Raw genomic sequence first — 763 nt, 5'->3', positions numbered from 1 at the left:
GGACGAAGCGGGGGGTGGGGGGGTGTTGGCGGGTGGACGCGTTCGGGTGGCTGGGGGCGGCCTGGTCGGTGAGCGCGTTCGGGCTGGTGCGGGCGGGCTGGCGGATCAGCGCGTCGGGGCTGCTGGGGGCGTGTTGGCCGGTGGGCACATCCCGGCCGCTGGACGTGTGCTGGCGGATGGGCACGTTCGGGCTGGTGGACGCGTGCTGGCCGGTGAGTGCATCCAGGCTGCCGGCGGCGTGTTGGCCGCTGGACGCGGGCTGGCCGGCGAGGGCGTCGTGGCTGGTGCCGGCCGCGGTCACGTCGACGAACCCGTACCGCGGTCCGCGCCGCAGGATCTCCTCGACGAGGGCGGTGGACGCCGTACTCCCGAGACTGATGTTGAGGAACCCGGGCCCGGTGATCTCGACACCGCTGACGCCCTGGGCGCCGACGAGGTGCGGCCGCAGCAGTTCGGCGACGCGGCGGGGGGTTTCCCCGGCGGGCCGGGCGAGCTGGAGGGCGATGTTGGTGGCGTAGTCCCCACACCCACCGGCCCCCGGCACGGTCACGGACGCCGTCTCCGGCACGACGACACGCAACTCCCCGCCCTCGACAGCACGACGCACCGCGCGCAGCACGGTACGGGAGAGCTCGACGGGGGTCACGGGACAAGCGTATGGGAGGAGGGGGGTGGGTAGGCCAGCCGGTTTGTCCGGGGGTCCGGGACTGTCTCTTATACACATCTCCGAGCCCACGAGACTAGGCATGATCTCGTATGCCGT

The 763-nt window shown here is 72.9% G+C and carries 1 pseudogene; it reads right to left on the bottom strand.

The features are described 5' to 3' along the window. A pseudogene (locus OO69_RS53435) lies at positions 1–646 on the bottom strand (hypothetical protein); the annotation flags it as partial. Between the last annotated feature and the right edge of the window lie 117 nt (positions 647–763).

This window comes from Streptomyces sp. NRRL F-525 (assembly GCF_000716605.1).
In the GTDB taxonomy this organism is placed as follows: Bacteria; Actinomycetota; Actinomycetes; order Streptomycetales; family Streptomycetaceae; genus Streptomyces.
The sequence above is the reverse complement of the archived record's forward strand: the minus strand, read 5'-3'. Positions and strand labels throughout refer to the sequence as shown.